This window comes from Prevotella sp. MGM2, assembly GCF_002933955.1.
GTDB lineage: Bacteria > Bacteroidota > Bacteroidia > Bacteroidales > Bacteroidaceae > Alloprevotella.
The window spans coordinates 1-1,368 of the sequence record NZ_BEWW01000125.1 but is presented as its reverse complement, the minus strand read 5'-3'; the positions used below and the strand labels follow the sequence as shown (position 1 = coordinate 1,368).

1 protein-coding gene is annotated in these 1,368 nt (G+C 41.6%); it reads left to right on the top strand.

Going from position 1 to position 1,368, the window contains the following annotated elements:
- Positions 1–769: 769 nt before the first annotated feature.
- Complete coding sequence (locus tag C5S62_RS02910; RefSeq protein WP_190311543.1) at positions 770–952, top strand: IS3 family transposase; 183 nt, start codon at positions 770–772, stop codon at positions 950–952.
- The last annotated feature ends 416 nt before the right edge of the window (positions 953–1,368 follow it).

Sequence of the window (1,368 nt, the reverse complement as noted above, 5' to 3'; positions counted from 1 at the left end):
GTGGTAGCTGGTACATGTTCGTCCAAAATCCTTGTGTATATAGCCTGAAACTTCTCCGCCACGACCGTTTCCAATGAATAAGCCATGATATTGATGAATTGCACCCCAAAAGTTAGACACAAAACTTTTGGGGTGCATTATGTATAGATACCACACATTCGAAGAACGGCTGCTAGTAGTAGTCAGAATTAAATTAGGCGAACCACTCGAAAGGCTTTTCCGGGAAGAACGGCTCGACAAAAAGATGGTGCGTCAATGATATCTCCGTTATCAAAAATACGGAGAAGAAGGGTTACTTGGGACACGGTCCTACTACTACTCGAAAAAAGAAAAGATAAAAATTGTAGAGGAATGTCTTGCAAAAGGCTTACCTTTGTAAGAGATATGTCTGCGTTATGATTTAAATCGATCGACAATCCAGACATGGATGCGAAAGATACGTCAGGGCATATCACTTGAAAACAAACGACGGGGACATCCTCCCAAAGCCCCATGTCAAGACCTAAGAAGAAAGAACCTCAGACAGAACTTGAAAAACTTCAGGCGGAAAATCTCCGTCTGCGGGCTGAGAATGCGCTGCTAAAAAAGTGAAGGCCTTAGTTGAGGAAGAGAAAGCCCGGGCACAGCTCAATGGGCAAAAGCCAGCGACGAACTAAGGTCGGAATACCCACTCGAATTACTTCTGAAGTTGAGGAAGATGGCTCGTTCCGTTTTCTACTATCATTTGAAACGACTAAATGTAAAAGATAAATATGCGGGTGGAAAAGAGATGATTAAATCAATTTTCCATGAACATAAAGGACGTTACGGCTACCGCCGTATAACCGCAGAAATGCGCAACAGAGGTTTTGCCATTAATCACAAGATCGTTCAGCGTCTGATGAAACAGTTGGACCTTAAATGCCAAATCCGTAAAGTGCGTTACCGATGCAGTGTGGTAAACTATCGTTGAATCAAGGAATTACAGTTTAAAAGGTTCAACCTCAATTTCTGTAAGTAACTGAATGTAAAACCATTGTCCTTTTATTTTCCCGAAGACTGTCTCAGCCTCCATCTTCAAGCCACTCATGGCTTGCTGCTTTCAATTACAAAATTAGCAAAAATCGGCGAAATAAGCAATTAAATCAAAGGTTTAGTGCGAGGGATAAGCAGTATTCCTTCCGAAAAGTGTAGCAGCTTCGACTTTTTCATCGAAAAAAGTGTATTGAGGTGCTACTGGTTCCCTTGAGAAATGTAGAGGGGTTGATTAAAGTTCGTGGGGGGGAAGGCAAATATCCCCAAAATATCCCATTCAAATTTGGTCAGTTAAGGTATTTTTGGGTCAAGCCGAAAACACGGTGCATGAATTTTGAGAAAGGTGTTAAATTT